This is a genomic window from Comamonadaceae bacterium OTU4NAUVB1, assembly GCA_024372625.1.
GTDB lineage: Bacteria > Pseudomonadota > Gammaproteobacteria > Burkholderiales > Burkholderiaceae_C > Variovorax.
This window is the reverse complement of sequence record CP099606.1, coordinates 13,622-29,993: the sequence shown is the minus strand read 5'-3', so window position 1 is coordinate 29,993 and position 16,372 is coordinate 13,622. Positions and strand designations below refer to the sequence as shown.

15 protein-coding genes and 1 pseudogene are annotated in these 16,372 nt (G+C 72.0%); 1 reads left to right on the top strand and 15 read right to left on the bottom strand.

The genetic code is table 11. The features are described from left to right. Positions 1-2 precede the first annotated feature (2 nt). From NF681_19025 to NF681_18980, 10 genes are all read right to left on the bottom strand, one after another. Positions 3-1,376 carry an aspartate aminotransferase family protein gene (locus NF681_19025; protein ID UST55964.1) on the bottom strand — a complete coding sequence of 458 codons (1,374 nt, stop codon included), beginning with the start codon at positions 1,374-1,376 and terminating at the stop codon, positions 3-5. Positions 1,377-1,392: 16 nt separating this feature from the next. Continuing rightward, positions 1,393-2,304, bottom strand: a complete 912-nt coding sequence (locus NF681_19020) for a glyoxylate/hydroxypyruvate reductase A (protein ID UST55963.1) — start codon at positions 2,302-2,304, stop codon at positions 1,393-1,395. Next, a complete protein-coding gene (locus NF681_19015; GenBank protein UST55962.1) occupies positions 2,301-3,938 on the bottom strand; it encodes an ABC transporter ATP-binding protein in 1,638 nt (545 codons plus the stop codon). Before NF681_19015 ends, NF681_19020 begins: the two co-directional genes overlap by 4 nt. Positions 3,939-3,940: 2 nt before the next feature. After that, the gene (locus NF681_19010; GenBank protein UST55961.1) at positions 3,941-4,783 is read right to left on the bottom strand and encodes an ABC transporter permease; all 843 of its coding nucleotides are present in this window, start codon (positions 4,781-4,783) and stop codon (positions 3,941-3,943) included. A 22-nt stretch (positions 4,784-4,805) separates the two neighbouring features. Continuing rightward, positions 4,806-5,780, bottom strand: coding sequence for an ABC transporter permease (locus NF681_19005; GenBank protein UST55960.1), 975 nt, complete (start codon positions 5,778-5,780; stop codon positions 4,806-4,808). 11 nt (positions 5,781-5,791) lie between these two features. Further along, positions 5,792-7,354, bottom strand: coding sequence for an ABC transporter substrate-binding protein (locus tag NF681_19000; GenBank protein UST55959.1), 1,563 nt, complete (start codon positions 7,352-7,354; stop codon positions 5,792-5,794). Positions 7,355-7,425: 71 nt separating this feature from the next. After that, positions 7,426-8,151, bottom strand: coding sequence for a class II aldolase/adducin family protein (locus NF681_18995; GenBank protein UST56009.1), 726 nt, complete (start codon positions 8,149-8,151; stop codon positions 7,426-7,428). 299 nt (positions 8,152-8,450) lie between these two features. Next, a complete protein-coding gene (locus tag NF681_18990; GenBank protein ID UST55958.1) occupies positions 8,451-9,002 on the bottom strand; it encodes a cytochrome P450 in 552 nt (183 codons plus the stop codon). Positions 9,003-9,062: 60 nt separating this feature from the next. Then, complete coding sequence (locus NF681_18985; protein UST55957.1) at positions 9,063-9,746, bottom strand: hypothetical protein; 684 nt, start codon at positions 9,744-9,746, stop codon at positions 9,063-9,065. Between the two features lie 156 nt (positions 9,747-9,902). Beyond that, positions 9,903-10,715, bottom strand: coding sequence for an oxidoreductase (locus tag NF681_18980; protein ID UST56008.1), 813 nt, complete (start codon positions 10,713-10,715; stop codon positions 9,903-9,905). 305 nt (positions 10,716-11,020) lie between these two features. On the opposite strand from NF681_18980, the gene NF681_18975 reads away from it, so the two are divergent. Then, positions 11,021-11,287: a hypothetical protein gene (locus NF681_18975; protein ID UST55956.1), complete on the top strand. Its 267-nt coding sequence runs from the start codon at positions 11,021-11,023 to the stop codon at positions 11,285-11,287. Between the two features lie 18 nt (positions 11,288-11,305). On the opposite strand, the gene NF681_18970 is transcribed toward NF681_18975, so the two are convergent. The 5 genes and pseudogenes from NF681_18970 to NF681_18950 form a co-directional block, all read right to left on the bottom strand. After that, positions 11,306-12,673: a UDP-glucose/GDP-mannose dehydrogenase family protein gene (locus NF681_18970; GenBank protein UST55955.1), complete on the bottom strand. Its 1,368-nt coding sequence runs from the start codon at positions 12,671-12,673 to the stop codon at positions 11,306-11,308. Between the two features lie 194 nt (positions 12,674-12,867). Then, on the bottom strand, positions 12,868-13,977 hold the full coding sequence (locus NF681_18965; GenBank protein UST55954.1) for a GGDEF domain-containing protein: 1,110 nt from the start codon (positions 13,975-13,977) through the stop codon (positions 12,868-12,870). A gap of 161 nt (positions 13,978-14,138) precedes the next feature. Beyond that, positions 14,139-14,411, bottom strand: a pseudogene (locus NF681_18960) (hypothetical protein). Positions 14,412-14,465: 54 nt separating this feature from the next. Next, positions 14,466-14,945, bottom strand: coding sequence for a RidA family protein (locus tag NF681_18955; protein ID UST55953.1), 480 nt, complete (start codon positions 14,943-14,945; stop codon positions 14,466-14,468). Continuing rightward, the gene (locus NF681_18950) at positions 14,942-16,357 is read right to left on the bottom strand and encodes an FAD-binding oxidoreductase (protein ID UST56007.1); all 1,416 of its coding nucleotides are present in this window, start codon (positions 16,355-16,357) and stop codon (positions 14,942-14,944) included. The genes NF681_18955 and NF681_18950 overlap by 4 nt, the downstream gene beginning before the upstream one ends. Between the last annotated feature and the right edge of the window lie 15 nt (positions 16,358-16,372).

Sequence of the window (16,372 nt, the reverse complement as noted above, 5' to 3'; positions counted from 1 at the left end):
GGTCAACCCTTGAGTTCGGCGTCGAAGCGGTCCATGGCGCGCGCCAGGCGCTCGAACAGGTCGTCGAGCTCGGCGGCGGTAATGATCAGGGGCGGGCACAGGCCGATGCTGTCGCCCATGGCGCGCACGATCAGGCCTTCCTCCAGCGCCATCTGGGCGAAGCGGTAGCCGGCCTTGTCGGCGGCGGCGAACGGGGTGCGCGCGGCCTTGTCGGCCATCAGCTCGATGGCGCCGATCAGGCCGACGCCGCGCACGTGGCCGACCCAGGGCCGTCCGGCGAACGCGCGCAGGCGGGCCTGGAAGGTCGGCGCGAGTTCGCGCACGTGGTCCAGGATGCGCTCGTCCTCATAGACGCGCAGCACTTCCAGCGCGATGGCGCAGGCCACCGGGTGGCCGGAGTAGGTGTAGCCGTGGCCGAAGCTGCCGAGCTTGCCGCTGTGCGCGGCGATAGCGGCATGGACCTTGTCGTTGACCATCACGGCGGAGATCGGCACGTAGCCCGAGGACAGCGCTTTGGCGCAGGTCAGGATGTCCGGCCGGATGCCGAAGGTGGTCGAGCCGAACATCTCGCCGGTGCGGCCGAAGCCGCAGATCACCTCGTCGGCGATCATCAGCACGCCGTATTTGCGCAGCACCGCCTGCACCTTCTCGAAGTAGCCCGCCGGTGGCACCAGCACGCCGCCGGCGCCCATCACCGGCTCGGCGATGAAGGCGGCCACGGTCTCAGGGCCCTCCGCCAGGATGCGCTCCTCCACCTGGGCGGCCAGGCGCGTGGCGAAGTCGGCCTCCGTCTCGCCCGGCCGGCCGTGGCGGTAGTGGTGCGGGCAGTCGACATGCAGGAAGCGCTCGATCGGCAGGTCGAAGTCGCGGTGGTTGCCCTCCAGGCCGCCCAGGCTGGCGGCGGCCACGGTCACGCCGTGGTAGGCGCCGCGCCGGGCGATGATCTTCTTGCGCCGTGGCTGGCCGATGGCGTTGTGGTAGTACCAGACCATCTTCACCGCGCTGTCGTTGGCCTCCGAGCCGGAGTTGGCGAAGAACACGCGCGCCATGGGCACCGGCGCCAGCGCCAGCAGGCGCTCGGCCAGGTCGGCCACGGCGACGTTGGTGCGCTGGTTGAACGTGTGGTAGTAGGGCAGCGTCCTCAGCGCCCGGGCGCCGGCCTCGGCCAGCCGGGCGTTGGAGAAGCCCAGCGCCGCGCACCACAGGCCCGACATGCCCTCCACGTAGCGCCGCCCCTGGTCGTCGACGACGTGGATGCCGTCGCCCTCGACGATCACCAGCGGCGGAGTGTGCGGCAGCGCGGCGAGGTTGGTGTAGGAGTGCAGGTGCGTGGCGACGTCCTTGTCGCCGGTGCTGCGGTGTTCTGCGATCGTCATCGGGTCGGTCCTGTCTTCAGTCGTGGGCTCGCGCGAGGTGCGTGTGGGTCTGGCGCGCGATGGCTTCGGGCCGGGTGCGCGAGGCGACGTGCGGCGTGACGGTGATGCGCGGGTGGCGCCAGAACGGGTGGTCGGGCGGCAGCGGCTCCTGGACGAAGGCGTCCAGCACGGCCGAGGCGACCTGCCCGCGGTCCAGCGCGGCCAGCAGGTCGGCCTCCACCAGGTGCGCGCCACGGCCGACATTGACCAGCCGGGCGCCGCGCGGCAGCTGCGCGAACAGTTCCGCATCCAACACGCCGCGCGTGGCGTCGGTCAGGGGCAGCAGGCACACCAGGGTGTCGCAGCCGGCGAGGAAGTCGGCGCGCGCGGCATCGCCGTGGAAGGCCTCGATGCCCGCGGGCAGGTCGTCCTTGGGATTGCGGCTCCAGCCGCGCACGGCATAGCCGATGCCCGCCAGCGCCCGGGCCACGGACGTGCCGAGCACGCCCAGCCCGGCGATGCCCACGCGGTGCATCCGTGGCGGCACGATGGGCGACTCCTCCCAGGCGGCGCGGCGCTGGCTGGCCAGATAGCCCGCCATGTGGCGCTGGCCGTGCACCACGGCCCAGGCCACGTAGGCGTTCATCCCGGCGGCCATGTCGGGGTCGACGATGCGGTGCACCGGCACGCCGGGCGGCAGCGCCGGGTCGCGCGTGATGTGGTCGGTGCCGGCGCCGACCGACTGGATCAGCCGCAGGCGCGGCATGCGCGCGAGCAGGCCCGGCGGCGGCGACCAGCAGACCACGGCGTCGATCGATCCGAGCGCGTCCAGCTCCCGCACCTCGGTGTCGATGCGGTGCAGCGCCGCGTCGGGAAAGCGCTCGCGGAACGCCGGCAGCAGGTAGTCCAGGGCGATCTGGTCGGAGACCAGCGCGATGTGCAGCGTCATGCGGCCAGCGCCTCCGGCCGCGCCGCGGCCGACAGCCGGGGCTGGGCCTCGATCAGCGTGCGGGTGTAGGCGTGGCGGGGATCGGCCAGGACCTTGGCGGTCTCGCCGTACTCCACGATCTCGCCGCGCTGCATCACGGCGATGTGGTCGCACATCTCGCCGGCCACGCGCAGGTCGTGGGTGATGAAGACCATCGCCAGCTGGAAGCGCTCGCGCACCTCGGCGAAGAGCGCGAGCACCTGGGCCTGCACCGACACGTCCAGCGCCGACACCGGCTCGTCGGCCACCAGCAGCGCCGGGCGCATGGCCAGCGCGCGCGCGATGCCGATGCGCTGGCGCTGGCCGCCGGAGAACTCGTGCGGGAAGCGCTCCGCCGCCTCCGGCCCCAGGCCCACCAGCTGCAGCAGCTCCAGCGCGCGCGCCATGGCCTCGGCCCTGGGCAGGCCCTGCGCGATCGGGCCGGCGGCGATCGTCGGCCCGACGCGGTGGCGCGGGTTGAGCGACGCGTAGGGGTCCTGGAACACCATCTGGATGCGGCCCTGCGACTGCGCCCGGAACTGCGCACCGGACTGCATCGCGCGGCCGTTGAACAGGACGCGGCCGCCGTCGAACGGCGACAGCCCGACGATGCAGCGTCCCACGGTCGACTTGCCCGAGCCGGACTCGCCCACCAGGCCCAGCGTCTCGCCCCGGCGCAGCTCGAAGCTCAGGCCCCGGGCGGCCTCGACGCGGCGGCCCTTCCTGAACAGCGTGCCGCCGGTGACGTAGGTCTTCCTCAGGTCCTGCACCTGCAGCACGCGCTCGACGGGGCGTTCCGCCGACGGTGCACGCACGCGGCCGTCGGGGATGGCGGCGATCAGCTTGCGCGTGTAGGCGTGCTGCGGCCGCGCCAGCACGGAGGCGGCGCGACCGGCCTCGACCACTTGGCCGGTCTGCATCACCACCACCTGGTCGGCGATCTCGGCGACGACGCCGAAGTCGTGCGTGATGAACAGCACGGCGGTGCCCTTGCGCCGCTGCAGGTCGCGGATCAGCGCGAGGATCTGCGCCTGCGTGGTCACGTCCAGCGCGGTGGTGGGCTCGTCGCAGATCAGCAATGCCGGCTCCAGCGCCAGCGCGCAGGCGATCACCACGCGCTGGCGCTGGCCGCCCGACAGGCGGAACGGGTAGCTGTCAATCAGCACCTCCGGCTCGGGCAGGCCGACGTCGGCCAGCGCGGCCAGGATGCGGCGGCGCTTCTCGGCCGCCGGCAGGCGCACGTGGGCGTCGAACACCTCGGCGATCTGCTCGCCGATGCGCATCACCGGGTTGAGCGCGGACATCGGCTCCTGGAACACCATGCCGATGCGCCGGCCGCGCAGCGTGCGCAACCCGTCCTCGCCCAGCTGCAGCAGGTCCTGGCCGTCGAACACGATGCGCCCGGCCACGGGCTCGACGTGCGGCCGGGGCAGCAGGCCCATGATGGCGTTGGCGATCATCGACTTGCCCGAGCCGGATTCGCCGACCACGCACAGCGTCTGGCCGGCCATCAGCCGCAGCGACGCGCCGCGCACGGCGAGCGCGCGGTCGCCGCCGGCGGGCAGGCGGATGTCGAGGTCCTGGACGTCCAGCACCGGCACGGGGATGGCGTCCATCGTCATTTGCCCTTCCCGTCGGCGCGGGCGTTGAGTCCGTCGTTCAGGCCTTCGCCCACCAGGTTGAGCGCCAGCACCGTCATCAGGATGGCGACGCCGGGGAACACCGCCATCCACCAGGCCTGGCGCAGCACCGTGCGGGCCGAGCCGACCATGTAGCCCCAGCTCATGCGGTTGGGGTCGCCCAGCCCGAGGAAGCTCAGGCTCGACTCCAGCAGGATGGCCGTGGCGATCATCAGCGAGGCCATGACGACGATCGGCGAGGCCGCGTTGGGCAGGATCTGCGTCAGGATGATGCGCGGCGTCGACTGCCCGGCGAGCTGGGCGGCGGCGACGAAGTCGCGCTGGCGCAAGGTCAGGAACTCGCTGCGCACCAAGCGCGCCACCGGTGGCCACGACACCACCGCGATGGCCGCGACGATTGACTGCACCGAGGGCTCGAAGATCGCCACCAGCACGATGGCCAGCGCGAAGCTCGGGATGGCCTGGAACAGCTCGGTGAAGCGCATCAGCGTGGCGTCGATCCAGCCGCCGAAGTAGCCCGCGACGGCCCCCACGCCCACGCCGATGAACAGCGACACCACGGTGGAGACGACGCCGATGAGCAGCGACACGCGCGCCCCCGCCACGATGCCCGAGAGGATGTCGCGCCCCATGGTGTCGGTGCCCAGCGGCATGCCCGGCTCGGCCAGGGGCGCCGCGAACGGCATCCCGGCCATGTCCCAGGGGTCGTGTTGCGCCACCAGCGGACCGAGCGCGGTGACCAGCGCCACCAGCGCCAGCACCACCAGGCCGAAGACGGCGCCCTTGTTGCGGCGGAAGCGCCGCCAGAAGCTGCTTTTCATAGGGATGGTTCCTCGGTGCCGCTCAGGACAGCTCGATGCGCGGATCGACCAGCGTGTAGACGAAGTCGGTGATCAGGTTGAACAGCACCGCCATGGCCGCGGTGAACAGGAAGCAGCCCAGCAGCAGGTTGTAGTCGCGCTGGAGCAGCGCGTCGAACATCAGCCGGCCGATGCCGGGCCAGGCGAACACGGTCTCGGTCAGCACGGCCCCCCCGATCATTCCGCCGGCCTGGATGCCCGCGAGCGTGACCACCGGCAGCAGCGCGTTGCGCAGGACGTGCCGGCGCTGGATGCGTCCGGGTGACACGCCCTTGGCGCGGGCGGTCTTCACGAAATCCATCTGCGCGACCTCCAGCATGGCCGCGCGGGTCATGCGCGCGTAGACGGCCATGTAGAACAGCGCCAGCGTGACGGCCGGCAGGATCAGGTGGCGGCCGATGTCCAGCACCTTGTCCAGGCCGCGCAGGTCGGCGCCGACGGTGAAGAAGCCGAAGGCCGGCAGCAGGTCCATCTGCACCGTGAAGATCAGCACCGCCATCATCGCCAGCCAGTACAGCGGCGTGGCGTAGAACACCAGCGCGACCACGGTGATGGCGCTGTCGATCCACCGGCCGGCGTGGCGGCTGGCCAGCGCCCCCAGGCCGATGCCCATCGCCAGCGACAGCACGAAAGCCGTGCCCGTGAGCAGCAGGGTGGCGGGCAGCCGCTCCATGATCAGCGCGACGACGGACTGCTGCTGGCGGTAGGAGAAGCCCAGGTCCAGCTGCAGCACGCGCCCGAGGTAGCTCGCCAGCTGGTTGGGCAGCGGCTGGTCGAGGCCGAACTGCTGGCGCAGCTGGGCGACGAACTGCGGATCGCTCGCGCCGGCCTCGCCCGCCATGATCGACACCGGGTCGCCCGGCGCCGCGCGCACCAGCATGAAGTTGACGGTCGCGATCAGCAGCAGCGCCAGCAGGCCCTGCAGCAGCCGCACCGACATGAATTGGAGTCGCTTCATGGCCCCGGGCGTCAGGCGAGCTTGACGCGGCCCAGGCTGTCGTTCAGACCGATGCCCGAGCTCACGACGTTCTGGATGCGGGCGCGGTAGAGCGTCGGAAAGTTGATCTCGTGCAGCCAGGCCACCGGCACCTCGTCGACCAGGATCTTCTGCGCTTCCAGGTAGATGGCGCGGCGCCTGGCCGGGTCGCCCTCGCGCGCGCCGGCGGCGAACAGCTCGTCGACCTTCGGGTTCACGTAGCCCGCGACGTTGTTGAACGGCGAGCCCTTGGCGATGTTGCTGCTGGTGTAGTTGCGCCCCACGCCCAGGGCCGGGTCGCCGTACTGGTAGACGTAGGTGAAGGCGAGGTCGAAGTCCCACTCGTTGCAGCGCTGGTTCCAGCCGGCCACGTCGGTGGCGACGGTCTCGATCTTGAGGCCGGCCTGCGTGAGGTTCTGGCGCACGATCTCGGCCTGGCGCTGCCAGGACTCGCCGTAGGGCAGCGGCAGCAGGCGCAGGGTCTCGCCCTTGTAGCCCGACTCGGCCAGCAGCTTCTTCGCCTTGGCAAGGTCGCGCGGGTACTTCGCCACGTCGTCGCTGGCGAAGGCGATGTGGCTGTTGAACGGGCCGGTGGCCGGCTTGGCGAAGCCGTACCAGGCGATCTTGGCCATGGCCTCGCGGTCGATGGCGCTCCACACGGCCTGGCGGAACTTGACGTTGTTCATCGGCGCGGTGCGGTGGTTCATCCACAGCCAGCTGTGCGGCGCGAAGAACTCCCAGCCCTTGGTCGTGACGGCGGCGCCGGGCAGCTTGGCGAGGCGGCCGACGTCGAAGTACTCGACCGTGCCGCCCGGGGCGATGTCGACCTTGCCCGACTCGAAGGCGGCGGCGCGCGCGGCGGCATCGGGGATGACGTGGAAGTACACGCTCTCCACGCCGACGACGCCCGGCTGGTGGTAGGCCTCGTTGGCCACCAGCTGGATGTAGGAGCCCTTGACCCATTCCTTGAACTTCAGCGGACCGGTGCCGATGGGCGTGGCGTTGGCCGGGTTGGTCAGGAAGTCGGTGCCTTCGTAGACGTGCTTCGGGATCATCGGCATGGTGCCGTTCTCGAAGATGCCCAGGAACGGACCGAAGGGCTGCTTGAGCCTGAACTCCACCGTCAGCGGGTCCAGCGCCTTGATCGACTCGACGTGCTCCAGGCTGGAGCGGAAGCGCGCGTGCGTCTTGCGCAGGAAGACGTCGCAGGAGAACACCACGTCGGCCGACGTGAAGGGCTTGCCGTCGTGCCACTTGACGTCGGGCTTGAGCTTGAAGGTGTAGGTCCGGCTGTCCGGGCTGACGCTCCACGACGTGGCGAGCTGGGGCTGGGGCGCGAGCTTCTCGTCGTAGCGCAGCAGGCCCTCGTAGATGTTGCCGGCGATCAGCTGGGTAGGGCCGTTCTGCACGATGCCCATCATCAGTCCCGGCGGCTCGGGCTGGACCAGCACGTTGACCACGCCCTTCTTCCCCTGGGCCAGCCCGCGCAGGGGCACCCCCGCGATGGACAGGCCGAGGGCGGCGGAGCTGGCTTGGAGCAGATGGCGGCGTTGCATCGTGGCGGTCCTTTGGAAGGTGGGATCGGAGGAAGGGCGGGCAGGAAGGAAAGGGAGGTCGGGACGAGGGTTCAGTCCCGGAACGAGGCGCGCGTGGGCGGCTCCAGCCGCTGCAGCAGCGCCCGCCATTCACGGGCGTAGGCATCGGTCGGCGCGGCGGCCAGGCGGTTGGTGTCGCCGCTGTCGTACTGGCGCGCGGTGAGTTCGCACACCGCCTCGGGCACCGGATTGACGGCCTGGCCGGTGCTCTGGATGGCGACCTGCACGCGGCAGGCGCGCTCCAGGTTGTGCATCAGCACGAAGGCCTCGGCCACGCTGCGGCCCAGGGTGACCAGGCCGTGGTTGCGCAGGATCAGCGCGCGCGAGGTCGGGCCCAGGTCGGCCACGAGCCGCTCGCGCTCCTCGTGATCGAGCGCGATGCCTTCGAACGCGTGGTAGGTCACGCGGCGGTGGAACTGCAGCGCCCACTGGTTGCACGGCTGCAGGCCGTCGGCCAGCGACGACACCGCCACCCCCGCGACGGTGTGCGTGTGCAGCACGCACGCGGCGTCGTGGCGGGCCGCGTGCACCGCGCTGTGGATGGTGAAGCCGGCGGGGTTGACGTCGTGCTCGCTGGGTCCGACCAGGCGCCCGTCGAGGTCGATCTTGACCAGCGACGACGCCGTGATGTCGCGGAACAGCATGCCGAACGGGTTGATGAGGAACTGGTCCTCCGTGCCCGGCACGCGCGCCGAGATGTGCGTGTAGATGCTGTCGTCCATGCCGTAGAGCGCCACCAGCCGGTAGGCGGCGGCCAAGTCCTCGCGGACCCGGCGCTCGGCGTCCGACGGACAGGCGCGCGCGCCGTCCGAAGGGTTGCCGGCGAAGCTGTGCTGCGATGTGTCCACGTGACCTCCATGACTGGGACGTCGACGGGACCGGGCCTCGGATGGCCACTGTCAGCTGTCGACAGTAGGCATTTAGCAAACGCTGTGCCAGCGCCCGGACCCCGAGGTGTCCGGAAATCCACGGAAATTCAGGACAGATGCCCGGCAATGGTGGGCTCCGCGGCCTTTCACGCACCAGGAAGCGGCGAACGCACCCCCCGGGCGCCGTCTCACGCCACGGGGACGTCCTTCTCGCGCAGGCCGGTGACAAGGAAGCGGTCACGCGGCAGGGCCGGAAGCCGCGACAGGTCCAGCCGCAGGTCCTGCGCCGGCACCTGGTAGGCGGTGCGTCGCGTCAGCTGGCGCACCGCGAGCTTCACGAGGCCGACGACCACGGCCTCCCCGGGGCACCGGTGGTGGGTGGCCGCGTCGGCGCCGCCCTGCGGGACGAAGTCGAAGGCGCCGGGCGTGCGCAGCAGGAACCTCGCCGGGCGGAATTCGTCGGGCGACTCCCAGCTCCGCGCGTCGTGGTTGGTGCCGTGCAGGTCGAGCAGGGCCCGGGTGCCCGGATGGAAGGTGCGACCCTCCCACTCGAAACGCTTCACGACCCGCGCCGCGACGGCGGGAAAGAAGGGGTAGAAGCGCCGGACCTCCTGGACGAAGGCCTCGAGGTAGGCCGCGTCGTCCTCGCGCGCGAGCACCCGGTAGCTCGCCGGATGGCATTCCAGGGCGTGCGCCGCGAAGACGACGAAGACCGAGACCGCGACGATCGGCCGCAGCACGTTGAGGAGTTCGACCGCCGCGACGCGGGGCGGCAGCAGGACGCCGTGCGCGTCGTGGTGCTAGGCCACGCGGTGCGCCATCCCGTCCGGCTCGAATTCGACGTGGTGGAGGCGGGCCGCCATCACCTGTTCGGCCAGCCAGTCCTCGGCCCGGCGTCGGGCGAGGCGCGCCGCGAGGTTGCCGCGCACGCCCGCCGCCGCGCGATCGAACAGGGCGACCAGCTGGCGCGTGCGGCGCGCCGCGTCGTGCTCGGCCAGCGGCAGACCCACCCAGGCGCAGGCCGACCGGGCCAGCCAGTCCTGGGCGAACGCGTACAGCGACACCGGCGCCGCGCCCATCGGGCGGCGCAGGCACGCGTGCCACTCCCGCTCGGCCACCCGTTCGAGCCCCGCCAGCAGGTCCGCGTGGTTCAGGGCGAGGAACAGCGCCTTGCGGTGCCGGTGCGCGGCCCCGTCCAGGCCCTGCACCCCGCCCTTGCCGAACAGGGTCGCGCGCAGCGGCTCCGGGGCGGCGCCCGCGCGCGCGAACCGTTCCGGGTCGTAGAACAGCCGGGCGGCGTCGGGCCCCGTCATGCACAGCGTGTGGCGCAGCAGGATCCGGGTCGCCACCACGTCGCTTCCCGCCGCCCGGCAGGCGCGCTGGATGAAGCGGTAGGGATCGGCCAGGAGCGCGAGGCTGCTGTCCCACCGGGGGAGCCGGGGAATCTCGCGCGCCGGCGTCGACGCGCTGGGAGGGTTCGTCATCGGGAGCAATCAGGAAGGACGTGGCGGGGCCGGGACGCCGGCCGCGCGCGCGGGCCGGCGTCGTGGCGGGTCGCGGCAAGGGGCATGCCCGAGCGCGAGCGCCTCCCCTCGATGTGCCGCTGTCCCGATGCTCCAGTGCCCCGGTGCCCCGGTGCCTCAGTGCGTCGCCGCACCCTCGGTCGCGATGCCGTCCAGCCGGGCGATGGCGGCGGCGTCCAGCCGCAGGCCGGCGGCCGCCAGGTTCTCGCGCAGGTGGGCCACCGACGAGGTGCCCGGGATCAGCAGCAGGTTCGGCGCGCGCTGCAGCAGCCAGGCCAGCGCGACCTGCATCGGCGTGGCGCCGAGCGTGGCCGCCACCTCGGACAGCGCCCGCGACTGCAGCGGACTGAAGCCGCCGAGCGGAAAGAAGGGCACGTAGGCGATGCCGTCCCGCGCGCACCGCTCGACCAGGGCGTCGTCCTCGCGCCGCGCCAGGTTGTACATGTTCTGGACGCAGACGATCTCGCACACGCGGCGGGCATCGTCCAGCTGGCGCGAGGTCACGTTGCTCAGCCCGATGTGGCGCACCAGGCCCTGCCGCTGCAGGTCGGCCAGCACCGCGAGCGGCGCTTCGAGCGAACCCTCGGCCGGACCGTGGAGGCCGTGCATGCTGCGCAGGTTCACCACGTCGAGCACGTCCAGGCCGAGGTTGCGCAGGTTGTCGTGCACGGCCGCGACGAGTTCCTCGCGCCCGAGGGCCGGACGCCAGGAGGCGTCCGCGCCGCGCGCCGCGCCGACCTTGGTGACCAGGGTCAGGCCGTCGCGGTAGGGATGCAGCGCCTCGCGGATGAGCCGGTTGGTGACGTGCGGGCCGTAGAAATCGCTGGTGTCGATGTGATCGACGCCTTCGGCCACGGCGGTGCGCAGGACGTCCAGCGCCGCGTCGCGGTCCCTGGGCGGCCCGAAGACGCCGGGGCCGGCGAGCTGCATGGCGCCGTAGCCCAGCCGGTGCACCGGGCGGCCGGCGAAGGCGAAGGTGAGCGCGGGCGCCGTGGCGGCGGGGGTGGCGGGCGTCGGGGACGGGAGGGGCGTCATGTCGGTGGTCCTGGGGATGGAACATCGACTGTAGGCACGCATCCGGCGCGTGATAACCCGGCCGGATCGGAACGGGCCGTGCGCCAGGACGAACAATCGGCGCGTCGCCATGCGACGGCGGCCGGCCACCGGGGTCGCCCGGTCACTGCAGGCGCGCGGCCGCGCACGACCTCGTCGGCTGCCAGGACATCGCCTGGGACGTGGCCGGAGCGCAGGTCGAGCTGGGCCTGACGCCGGCCGAGGTCGGGACGCTCGTCGAGCGCGTCCGGCGGCAGGGCGCGGCGGTGGAGGCGTCGCTCGTGGGCCTGCTGCGCCCCTGCTACCTCGCGTTCCAGTGGGGCCATTTCGCCCTGGCCGTCGAGAGCGCCGCGGGCGCGGGCGAAGCGGACCGCAAGGCGCTCGTCACCGCGCGCGAGCGCTACCGCGAAGCCCTGCGCACCGCGCTGCGGGCCGGGCCGGGCGGCTGAGTGCCGATGGGCGCGGGCCTACCGTCCGATCGCGCAGTACTCGAAGCCGCGCGTGCGCAGCGCCGGGTCGAACAGGTTGCGGCCGTCGAAGATGAGCGGGCGTTTCAGGGACGTCCGCAGCCGCTCGAAGTCGGGACTCTTGTATTCCTTCCAGTCGGTCAGCACGATCAGCGCATCGGCGCCTTCCACCGCCTGGAGGGCCACCGGCTCGAAACGCAGGCTCTCGCTCCAGTGGGGGACGTCCGCCAGATCGCCGCCCAGGCAGCGGCGGGCCTCGTCCATCGCCACCGGGTCGTGCGCGACCACGCGGGCGCCGCGCGTGAGCAGTTCCCGGATGACGACCCGGCTGGGCGCCTCGCGCATGTCGTCGGTCTCGGGCTTGAAGGCCAGCCCCCAGACGGCGAAGGTCAGGCCGCTCAGATCGTGGTTGAACCGCTTCAGCACCTTGGCCACGAGCACGTGCTTCTGCGCGTCGTTCACCGCCCCCACGGCCTCGAGGATGCGCAGCCGCTGCCCCTGCTCGACGGCGGTCCGCAGCAGCGCGCTCACATCCTTCGGAAAACAGCTGCCGCCATAGCCGAGCCCGGCGTACAGGAAGCCGTAGCCGATCCGCTGGTCGGAACCGATGCCCTTGCGCACGTGCTCGATGTCCACGCCCAGGGCGTCCGCGAGGTTGGCGAGTTCGTTGATGAAGCTGATGCGCGTCGCCAGCATCGCGTTGGCCGCGTACTTGGTGAACTCGGCGGACGCGACGTCCATGAACAGCAGGCGATCGCTGTGGCGGTTGAACGGCGCGTAAAGCGCGCGCATCACCTCCCGCGCGCGCGCGCCGGCCGCGTCGTCCGCCGTGCCGACGACGATCCGGTCGGGTCGCATGAAGTCCTCGATCGCGGCGCCTTCCTTGAGGAACTCGGGGTTGGACACCAGGCTCACGCGCAACGGCGCCTCGCCCTCCCCGCGCGACCGCTCGCGCAATTCCTCGCGCATGGCCGCGTCCAGCTTCCGGGCGGTGCCGACCGGAACGGTCGATTTCTCCACCACGATCTTGTCCGACTGCATGTAGCGGGCCACGGAGCGCGCCGCCGACAGCACATGGCGCAGGTCCGCGCTCCCGGTGGCGTCGGGCGGCGTGCCCACGGCGATGAAGATCACCTCGCCATGGCGGACCGCCGCCTCGACGTCGGTCGTGAACTGCAGCCGCGCGTACTGCACGTTGTGCCGGATGAGCTCGGGCAGGCCCTTCTCGTGGATCGGCACGCTCCCGGCCCGCAGCCGCGCGATCCGTTCCTGCTCGATGTCGACGCAGGTCACCTCGTTGCCGACCTCCGCGAGGCAGGCGGCGGAGACCAATCCGACATAGCCCGCGCCGATGACCGTGATCCTCATGTGGAGCCCTCGAATCAATGCCTGATGGAGCCGCGACGCGACGCGCGGCCAACGCACCGACCAAGCTAGCCGGGCGCGCCCGGCGGCGTGCAGGACATCGCCCACACGCCGCGCTGTCGTCATGGATGAGTCGCCCGGCGCACGGGCCCGGGGCGGCCGGCCGGCCCCCGCGCGGCGGTGGCGCGGGACGCGCCTCAGACGCCGACGCAGCGGTCGCGGCCCGCGCGCTTGGCCTCGTACAGGCCCCGGTCCGCGCGCGTGAGCGTCTGCTCGAACGACTCCTCGACGCGCTGGGCCGTCAGGCCCGCGGAGAAGTTGACCTGCCCCTGCGCGCAGCCGCGCCAGGTCGCCGGGTCGCGCACGTGCGCCTGGAGCTTCTGGAGCTTTTCCATGGCCGCCGCCTGGGACGTGTCCGGCATCAGCAGCACGAACTCCTCGCCACCCCAGCGCGACAGCGTGTCGCCCTCGGGCATGACGGCCAGCGCCGCCCGGGAAAAATTCGTCAGCACCACGTCGCCGAAGGGATGCCCGAAGCGGTCGTTGACGGCCTTGAAGTGGTCCAGATCGATGACCGCGACGCACAGCGGCGCCGGTCGCTGCGGCGTCGCCGAACGCCACGCCTCGACGGTCTCGAGGACGTGGCGCCGGTTGGGCAGGCCGGTGAGCGGATCGCGCGTGGCCAGGCTCCTCACCGTCTCCAGCGCGGCGCGCAGTTCCTTGCGCTGCCGGTGGAGGCTCAGGCGCATCCGGCTCAGGCGCCCGGTGAGCTGGCCGATCAGCGGCAGCGTGATCGCGACGAACACGACGTTCAGCCATTCGATCGTGGGCGGGAAGCGCACCGGGTCCAGCGTCGTGCCGGCGATCATCACCGTGCCCAGCACGCCGAAGGCGAGCCAGCCCAGCGTGCGGCATTGACCCGGGCTGAGCGTGAAGGCGCCGAACACCAGCACCAGCGCCACGACCATCAGCAGCGTCCCGCGCACTTGGTGGTTGAGGGCGTAGCCGGCGCCCAGGCACAGCATCGCGAACACCATTTGCTGCAGCGTGAGCGCGGGGTCCGGCAGGCCCCGGGTCCATCCGCTGCGCAGCACCACGTACAGCAGGAGCTGGCAGGCGGCGATGACCGCGACGAGCAGCGCGGCGGCGGCCTCGGACACGTGCCCCTGCTGCGCCCACACCCACTGCGCCAGGCACGACACGGCATACACGGCCATGGCCGGCAGCGTCATGGCGATCGAGATCCGCTGCCGCCGGTCGTGTCCGAGCAGGAGGGTCTTCCAACGGCCGGGCGAGGCTTCCCACATGTGGACGGTTCCGCGATCCTGGCCGGCTCGAGCACCGGCCCAGGCGCGATTGTGACGTCCCCGCCCGCCGATCCGGGTCTTGCGCGAGCGCCGCCGAGGCGGCGTTTCGTCGTCTAAGACAATCGTGTTCAGGACCCGGGCTCAGGCCGGCGGGCCTGGATGCCGCCGACGAGCGTGTCAGCCATCGTTCCCCGGAACACGGAACGTGTCAGCGTGACGAATGGCAGCACGGCCGCCAGCGCCATCAGGAGCACCGGCCGCGCCCGCTGTACCGTGGCCTCGACGACAGCGTCTAACGGCGACGGGCCGGCACGGTCGTTGTGGTGGATCGGTCCGATCAGGATCGGCGTGTTGCGCATCAGGATGCCCGACCGCGCGATCAGCCCCAGCGGACGGGTCAGGAACACCATCACCATGGCGGCGGGCGCCACCACCCACTCGCGCGCGATCAGGCGGTCCAGCAACCGGCGGCGCCAGGCGGGCCGCCTTCAGCGCGGCAGGTAGGCGGTCGCCTCGACCTCGATCCACAGCGCGTCGCCCGGCAGGAAACGCGACACTTCCACCACTGTGCTCACCGGTGGCTCGCCGGGGTAGAACAGCCCGCGCACGCGGTTGTAGGCCGGGTAGTGCCTCAGGTCGCGGAAATACTGCACCAGCTTCACGACGTCGCGCATGCCGCCGCCGGCCTCCCCGGCGAGCTGGCGGATGCGTTCCAGCACGAACCAGCTCTGCGCCACGGCGGGCGCCTCGTACGCGTCGACCGACATCTGGCCGGTGTCGTAGCCCAGGGTGCGGAGCGCGGCACGCGCGGCCTCGGGCAGGTCGTCGTAGGTGGCGACGGCCTGGCGTCGCGCCGGGTCGACCGCCACCACGCCGCTCATGAAGACGAAGTCGCCGACCCGGCGGAAGGCGGCGTAGTTGGCCATCGGGGCGCCGATGGCGCCGGCGCCTCCGGGGGACGGCGTCATGCGTGGGCCCCGGCCGGCGCGGGCGCGCCGATGGGCGAGGCCGGTCCGGCCACCGGCCAGTCGCGCAGCTTGCCGGGGTTGAGCAGGCCGTGGGGATCGAAGCGCCGCTTGGTCGCCAGCACGTCCGGCGGCAGCGGCCCGCCCGCCTTGCCGTCCTCGACGATGAAGACATGCGGGTTGTTGATGCGCACGCCACGCTCGCGATGGATCCGCATGAGCTCGTCCAGGCGCGCCTCGGTGGTGAAGCGCACCAGCTGCAGCGCGCTGCACGTGATGAGGCCGTCGAGGTTGCGCAGGAACTCGGCGTGCATCAGCACCTCGCCGCCGAGCAGCGCCTCCATCTCGGTGATCTGCTCGACCTGCCGGCCGGGGACGAAGCTGCTCTGCAGGTAGGTCAGGGACTTGTCGACCTTCAGCGCGTGCAGGGTCGTGTGGTTCCAGGTGAACTCCATCAGCGTGCGGTTGCTCTTCTGGACCTCGGCGGCGGTGCGGCGATAGCCGACGGTGCCGCCGTGGGCCGCCACCAGCGCCAGCAGGGCCTCCTCGCCCGGCTCCGCCACCAGCGACAGCACCGCGTGGCAGCCCGCCGGCAGGTACTCGGCCAGCTGCGCCAGGTGGTCGGGCACCGGGCTCGCGAGGAAGGCCACCTCGCGCTTGACCAGGCCCGGGGCGTGCGCCAGCGCGTTGGCGAACGCCAGCGCCGGCGCGAAGTCCTCGAAGGTCACCAGCGTCTCCAGCCAGGGATGGGCGGGCGCCAGGCCGATCTCCAGCTCCAGCACCAGGCCGTTGGTGCCCCAGAGGTGGTGCATGCGCATCGCCTCGGCGCCGCGCAGCTCGACCACCTGGGGCTCGGCCTCGATGGTCATGGCGCGCAGGCCGAGCACGTTGCCCGGCGCGGCGAGCGGCCCGTAGTTGATCGAGCCGACGCCGCCGAAGCCGCCGCCGAACAGCCCGCCGAGCGTGGCGCTGCGGTAGGTCGAGGGCAGGCAGCGCAGTTCCTGGCCCGTGGCGCGGGCCTGCTTCTCCAGCTCGCCCAGGCGGATGCCGGCCTGCGCCCGCGCCACGCCGGGACGCACCCAGCGCAACGCGCCGTAGCCGCTCATGTCGAGCACCACGCCGCCGGCCAGCGGCGTCGTCTGGCCGTAGTTGCCGGTGCCGCTGCCCCGGATCGTGATCGGCACGGCGTGCCGCACGCAGGCGCCGACCACCGCGCGGACCTCGTCCTCGGTGCGAGGACGCACCACCGCGTCGGCGCGCTTGTCCTTGAGCTGGCGATCGAGCACCGGGCTGAACCAGGCGAAGTCCTGCGACAGCCGCGCGACGCGCCCGGCGTCGGTGATCCAGTCGAGGTCGGGCAGCGCGGCCATCAGCGCGGCGATCGCGCCCGGGCGTTCGTCGGAGGCATGGTTCATGGCGGTCGTCGGGTT